The organism is Streptomyces sp. sk2.1, from assembly GCF_008120935.1.
Taxonomy (GTDB): domain Bacteria; phylum Actinomycetota; class Actinomycetes; order Streptomycetales; family Streptomycetaceae; genus Streptomyces.
Genome location: NZ_RDBO01000185.1, coordinates 1 through 6226 on the forward strand (window position 1 = coordinate 1; position 6226 = coordinate 6226).

Consider the following 6226-nt stretch of genomic DNA (forward strand, 5'->3'; position numbering starts at 1 on the left):
GTGCCGGGCAGCCGGTGTTCGCGCTCCGCCTCGTCGCCGACGCCCTTCCCACCCGGCCCGACGCCCCCTGGCACCCTGACATCTGACCAGCCAACAGTTCAGTCTCATGGTGGCGGCAACGCCCCATCCGGCCGACAGCTCGGTAAAACAAAGATCCAACCCTTCAGCCATGCGGAGGCCGCACAGCGGCCACGAGATGCCCGTCGAGCTCACCTCGGCTGATCTCCTTCGTCAGCCGGGGCACTTCGAGCTCTTCGAGTCGGCGGGTCAGGATCTGCACCGTGACGCCGGGCAGGATCTCAGCCTGCGGCCAGACCACGGACCGCCTGCCCAGGAACGCCAGGTTCCAGGGGTGAGCATGTCATGTTTCTGCACGTGTGGCCGGGAATGCCCGCGTTCGGGCGACAACGACGAGGAACGCTGCGATGGTCAGGCCGAGTGCGGTCCAGGCCAGGGTGGAGGCACTCGCGTGGGTGGCCAGGATCGCGCCGCCGACGATGCCACCACCGGCTACCGCCAGGTTGAACACGGTCACGAATACGGACTGGGCGGCGTCGGTGTGCTCGCCGGCACGGTCGGCCAGGGCGGTCTGCAGCAGCGCGGGCGCGCCGCCGAAGCCGAAGCCCCAGACCGCGATCGCGACAGCGATCAGCACGGCTCCAAGGATCGGGTTGGCCAGGGCGAGGCCGGCTGTGGCCATGAGGGTGAGCACGCCGAGCACGGTTGCTCGTAGTGCCCGGTCGATGACCAGGCCGGTGGCGATGATCCCGATGAAGGAGGCGATGCCGAAGATCGCGAGCCCGATGTCGAGGCGCAGCCCGGTCGGGACGAGCAGGGACGCGATATAGGTGTAGAGGATGTTGTGCGCGAGCACCCACGCGAGTGCGACGACCAGCACCGCCCGGATACCGGGCAGCAGGACCACGCGCCGCAGTGGCAGATGCGCCGACGGTGCCTGGCCGGGCACATCGGGCACGGCGGCGCCGATCCACGCGGTCAGGCCGGCCGCGGCCAGCGAGATCGCGGCGAATACCCACCGCCAGTCCACGAGCGATCCGGCGAGTGCTCCCAGCGGGACTCCGGCGGCCAGCGCGATGGGTTGGCCGATCCCGGTGACGGTGAGCGCGCGTCCTTGCTGGGCGGGCGGGACAAGGTGGCGGGCGTACCCGGCCAGCACACCCCACACGAGCGCGGCGGCCGCACCGGCGATGAACCGGGCCACCAGGATCAGTGGGTACCCGGGCGCGAGCGCAGTCACGGTGTTGAACACCAGCAGCGTGAGCACCGCGGCCAGCAGCACCTTCTTCCGGCTCACCCGTCGGGTCGCGGCCACGAGCGGGATCGCGGCGAGCACCGACCCGACCGCGTACAGCGTGACCAGTTGCCCTGCTGCGGATTCAGAGATCCCCAGTCCTGCCGAGAGTTGTGGGAGGAGTCCGGCGGGGATGGTCTCGGTGAAGATCGCGAGGAACCCCGCCGCGGCCAGCGCCAGCAGCGCCGCCCACGGCAACCCCGCGCGTTGAGCGTGTCCGGACGTGGTGGTCGCGTGTGTTCCTGTGGTCACTGGTCGGCCTCGCCGAGGTCGCGGTGGCGCTGCATGTCGGCCAGCGAGGCCCAGTCATCCTGCCCGTGCCCGGCCTCGATCGCGTCGGTGAGCAGTTCGGAGAGCAGATCGGCCACCGGGAGCCCGAGCCCGGTCGACGCGGCCTGGCTGCGGGCCAGGTCGATGTCCTTGCGTCCCAGTACCGGGGTGAACCCGGCCGGGGAGTATGCCCGGCGAGCAATGAGCCCGCCGTAGTTCGTGTACACCGGGCCCGGCGTGATCGTCGAAGTGAACAGCTCCACCAGCGTCTTGGCATCGACACCGCCCCGCTCACCGATAGCAACGGCTTCGGCCATCGACTGGATCGCCGAGGCGATGAGCACCTGGCCGGCGACCTTGACCACGTTCGCCCGCTGCGGCGAATCACCGACCGGCCACACACGGGCGCTGACCGCCTCCAGTAGCGGGCGCACCCGCTCGACCGGCTCGGGCGCCCCGGCACCGACGATATTGAGCTTTCCCGCCACTGCGACCGGCACCCCACCGAACATCGGCGCAGCCACATACCCGACCCCCTTGGCTGCGTGGATCGCCGCTGTCTCCTCCGCCAGCGCCGGGCTGATCGTCGCGAGATTCACATGCACCACCCCCGACGGCGCAGCGTCGAGCACGCCGCTGTCGAGAAACACCTCCCTCACCGCGGCGTCGTCGGCAAGCACCGAGAACACCACCGGCGAGGAGAACACCTCGCCCAGCTGCTCCAGCCTCATCACCCCCGCATCCACCAGCGGTGCGAGCCGAGCACGGTCCCGGTTCCACGCCGCCACCCGGTATCCGGCCCGCACCAGATTCCGGGCAATCGCCGCCCCCATACCGCCGGTACCGACCACGGTCACATCGGTCATCACATCCACCCTCCAACTTGGAACCGCTTGAACCGGTTCCACCATACATGCCACCCCATGGTGGAACCACCTAAAGTGGTTCCATGACCGATCCCGCCGCCCCGAGCACCACCGCCGCGAACCGCCCGATGTTCAGGCTCGACAACGAGCAACTCGCGTTCCGTTTCACCGCCACCCTCAGCGATCGGCACGGCACCCCAGTTGAACGGCTGCCCGATCCGGGACGACTGGATGACTGGCTCGCTGCCAACGACATCGCCGTCGGCAGCGAACACGCCACCCCCGCAGACCTCGACCTGGCCCAGCGGCTCCGTGAGGCGATCCACCGCATCGGCACCGCGATCGCCCACGACGAGCCGACGACCGAGACGGATCGAGCAGTGCTCAACCGGCTCCTGCGCGACGAGCAGCTCTGCCCCGAACTCACCGGGACCGGGCTGCGCTGGCAGCCCATCACCGGACACCACGTGCGCGGCGCGCTCGGCCGCATCGCCCACGACGCCGTCACCCTCCTCGGCGGCCCCCAACGCGGCCAGGTGAAGGCCTGCCAGAACCCCGACTGCCGAGGCCTCTACGTCGACACCAGCCAGGGCCGGAACCGTCGCTGGTGCTCGATGAACATCTGCGGCAACCGCGCGAAGAAAGCCCGCTTCCGCGGCCCACGCACCACCGCCGGCAACAACTGAACCCCTGTACGCAGGCCGCATCTGCGCCAACACGAAGCAGCCGGGGCGTGCTGGCCTTCCTCGCCGAAAAGTCCTGTCCCAAGGCAGCACTCGCCGGTGTTCTCGCCACCGGGGGCCGCGTGATCGGACTGCACAGCCCGATCGACTGACCGGAGGGGCGGGCGGGGTCTCCCTGTCCGCCCCTCCCGGACTCCCGGACTCCCGGACTCCCGGACGTCAAGCTGCGCTGAACTCGTGGGCGGGACCGTCGCGCCACTCCACCCACTGCGGATCGGACAAGACGGATTCGAGGGCGTCGACGCCGGCACCCTCGAGGAACACGACCGGGTCGTGGTCGCTGTGGGCGGTGCCGAGGATCTCGTCCCGGCCGCTGCTGCGCACGGTGACCCGCCGACCTCCCGAGACGGAGGGCCGATACACGACGATCGGCGCGCCGGGTCACGCCTCCCGACGTGACCCGGCTCCGTCCGGGAAGCGAGTCGGGCCGAGTTCTTCGGGCGACGCGCGCCACGAGGGCGGTGGCATTCCGCGTACGGGTCGGGCAGCGCGCGGGCCCGCCGGACGGCGTCCTCGACAAACCGCTGTGCGTCCTTGCGCGGTTCGCCGGTGAGGTAGTCGGCCAGGTCATGGTCGGCGTCCCCAAGGGGCTCGTACGCACCGCCGGAAACAAGCAGAAGCCGGCCCGGCCGGGCCGGTCCGCGAACGACTTCGACGGAGGGGTGGCCCCAGACGTCTTCGTTCCGACGGTCGTCCGGTCTCCTCCGAGGCAGGCCGTGGTCAGGTTCCGGTCCGTCCCGCACGCCCGGCGTGCGTTTTCGCAGTGCCCTCCTCCCGCCCCCGTCCAGACCGCCACCGCATGGCCCGGCAGATGGCCCTCCTTCCGCCCCCACGCCTCCGTCCAGGGCCGACCTGTCCCGCCTCCCGGTCCCACCGGCGGCACAGCCCCAGGGCGCGGGACGGAGGTGGAGCCGGGAGTCTCTACGGCGCGACTTCGTACTTCACGACGGTGTCCGCGCAGCCCTTGGCAAGGACCTCCGGGGCGGCACGCTCCTTGTCGTCCGCGGTCAGTTTCCAGCGGAGTTCGGTGGCCACCCGGTCGGCGCCGTAGGTGCACTGCGCGAACGCGGCCGGCGAAAGCCACTCGCCCGGATCCTTGTCGGCCTCGGACCTGTTGGTCTTCGCGGTGCCAGCCACCGTCCATGACGTCCTGCGTGCTCCGGGCCGCCCCCTCGATGACGGCACACGCACCAGGATGGAAGCCCGCTTCGGCGCGGACTTCTCCGACGTCCGTATCCACGACGACATCCACGACGACTCCGCAGCACACACCTCGGCCGCGGGGATCGACGCGCTGGTCGGCGGGCACCGGGCGCTGGCCGAGGCACCGTGGTACTCGTCGCGGCCCGGGGACCGGCTGATGGGCACGCCGGAGGCCACCGGGCAGATCCCGCGCACGACGGGGCTGTACGAAGTCACCGCGGGCGAGGGCGGGGACGGGATGGAGCTGCGCCTGGCGAGCACCGCCCCCGAGGGGGCCGCGGGCGGCTGGTACGCGGGGCCGCCCCGCAGACAGCCCCGTGCCCCACACGGTGGTGAATCTGGTTCGTTCCGGATGGGCCGGAGGAGTTCGGGCGGCCGGAGTGCGGCACCCGGACGGCGCGGCGCGCCGGCCGGGTGGCTCTTCACCGTTCGTGCCGTGGGGGTGCCGTCAGTCCGTACGCAGGGGCAGTTCGACGAGGCCGCGTACCGAGCCGGCGCGGCGGCGCAGTTGCTCGGCGGGGACGGCGAGGCGCAGTCGTGGGAAGCGGCGCAGGGCGGTGGCGAGGACGATTTCGACCTCCAGCGCGGCCAGGCGCGCCCCGACGCAGTAGTGCAGGCCGTGGCCGAAGCCGAGCTGGCGTGTGGTGTCCGGGCGGGTGAGGTCGAAGCGGTCGGGGTCGGCCCAGTGGTCGGGGTCCCGGTTGGCGGCCGCGACGCCGACGATCACGTAGGAGCCCTTGGGGATGGTCGTACCGCCGATCTCGACGTCGTCCAGGGCGTAGCGGCTCAGTCCGGGGGTGACCGGGCCGTCGTACCGGATGGCTTCCTCGACGGCTCGTGGCAGCAGCGAGGGGTCGGCGCGGAGCGCGTCGAGCTGGTCCGGGTGCTGGAGCAGGGCGAGCAGTGTGTTGCCGATCAGCTGGGCCGACGGTTCGTAGCCTCCGAAGAGCAGCAGCCCGGCCATGCTGACGAGTTCGTCGTCGCTGAGCGGGCTGCCGTCGGCGGGCGTGGTGATCAGTTCGCTGAGCAGGTCCGGTCCCGGCGTCGCGCGGCGTTCGGCGACGAGTGCGCGGACGTAGGCGTCGAAGGCGTCCAGGGCGGCGACCGTGCGCAGGGCTGCCTCGTCGTCGGCCTGGAAGCCGCCGAGGACGCTCGCGGCGGTGCGGAAGAGGTCGGCGTCGGAGTCCGGCACGCCCAGCAACTCGCAGATCACGGTGACGGGCAGCCGGTTGGCGACCGCTTCGACGAGGTCGAACCGGGGGAGGCCCTCGACCGCGTCGAAGAGTTCGTCCGCGCCGCGCTCGATGCGCGGGCGCAGGCCGTCGACACGTCTGGCGCCGAAGGCGCGTACGACGAGTTTGCGCAGCCGGTCGTGGTCCGGTGGGTCGAGGTTGGCCATGGCACGCCCCAGGAGACGGCTGGTGCGCAGGGTGACCTGCCAGCGGGGCGGCAGGGGCTCGGGCGGCAGGGACTGCTGGAGGCCGCGGGCGAGTTCGTTGCTGAGCCGGGGGTCCGCGAGCGCCGCGACCACGTCGTCGTAGCGGGTGATGAGCCAGCGTTCGGCGCCGCTGGGCATGCGGACGAGGTGCACGGGTCCCTCGGCGCGGAGCTCGTCCAGGACGGGGAAGGGGTTCTGGGCGAAGTCGGCGTCGAGCGCGTGGACGGGGTCGGCCGTTCCCGCGAGGTGCGGGCAGCCGTGCTGTTCCGGTGGCGTCATGGGGTTCCTCGATGGGTGCGGGGCGGGCGGCCGACGGAGCCGGACGTGGAGGCCCGGGGCCGACAAGGATCCGGGCGAGTGGCTTTCGCCGGCCGCGTTCGCGCAGTGCACCTAC

General features: G+C 71.6%; 7 protein-coding genes and 1 pseudogene. 2 read left to right on the forward strand and 6 right to left on the reverse strand.

Annotated features, from left to right (window positions below; translation table 11 throughout):
• Positions 1–163: 163 nt before the first annotated feature.
• Genes EAO76_RS45115 through EAO76_RS42245 form a run of 3 tightly spaced genes read right to left on the reverse strand, consistent with a single transcriptional unit; the run spans position 164 to position 2448 of the window.
• On the reverse strand, positions 164–319 hold the full coding sequence (locus EAO76_RS45115; protein ID WP_187439033.1) for a hypothetical protein: 156 nt from the start codon (positions 317–319) through the stop codon (positions 164–166).
• A 42-nt stretch (positions 320–361) separates the two neighbouring features.
• Positions 362–1510, reverse strand: coding sequence for an MFS transporter (locus tag EAO76_RS42240; protein WP_148841523.1), 1149 nt, complete (start codon positions 1508–1510; stop codon positions 362–364).
• Between the two features lie 50 nt (positions 1511–1560).
• Complete coding sequence (locus EAO76_RS42245) at positions 1561–2448, reverse strand: NAD(P)-dependent oxidoreductase (RefSeq protein ID WP_148841524.1); 888 nt, start codon at positions 2446–2448, stop codon at positions 1561–1563.
• Between the two features lie 83 nt (positions 2449–2531).
• Here EAO76_RS42245 and EAO76_RS42250 point away from each other — a divergent pair, with 83 nt between their 5' ends.
• The gene (locus EAO76_RS42250; RefSeq protein ID WP_222872273.1) at positions 2532–3134 is read left to right on the forward strand and encodes an ABATE domain-containing protein; all 603 of its coding nucleotides are present in this window, start codon (positions 2532–2534) and stop codon (positions 3132–3134) included.
• A gap of 216 nt (positions 3135–3350) precedes the next feature.
• On the opposite strand, the gene EAO76_RS45120 is transcribed toward EAO76_RS42250, so the two are convergent.
• Both EAO76_RS45120 and EAO76_RS42260 read right to left on the reverse strand, forming a co-directional pair.
• The gene (locus EAO76_RS45120) at positions 3351–3515 is read right to left on the reverse strand and encodes a hypothetical protein (protein ID WP_376043845.1); all 165 of its coding nucleotides are present in this window, start codon (positions 3513–3515) and stop codon (positions 3351–3353) included.
• Positions 3516–4112: 597 nt separating this feature from the next.
• Positions 4113–4328 (reverse strand): hypothetical protein, encoded by a 216-nt coding sequence (locus EAO76_RS42260; RefSeq protein ID WP_148841525.1) that lies wholly within the window; start codon positions 4326–4328, stop codon positions 4113–4115.
• On the opposite strand from EAO76_RS42260, the pseudogene EAO76_RS42265 reads away from it, so the two are divergent.
• A pseudogene (locus tag EAO76_RS42265) lies at positions 4318–4488 on the forward strand (DUF4157 domain-containing protein); the annotation flags it as partial. The gene EAO76_RS42260 and the pseudogene EAO76_RS42265 overlap by 11 nt on opposite strands.
• 354 nt (positions 4489–4842) lie before the next feature.
• On the opposite strand, the gene EAO76_RS42270 reads toward EAO76_RS42265, so the two are convergent.
• Positions 4843–6111 (reverse strand): cytochrome P450, encoded by a 1269-nt coding sequence (locus tag EAO76_RS42270; protein WP_148841526.1) that lies wholly within the window; start codon positions 6109–6111, stop codon positions 4843–4845.
• Positions 6112–6226: the final 115 nt, after the last annotated feature.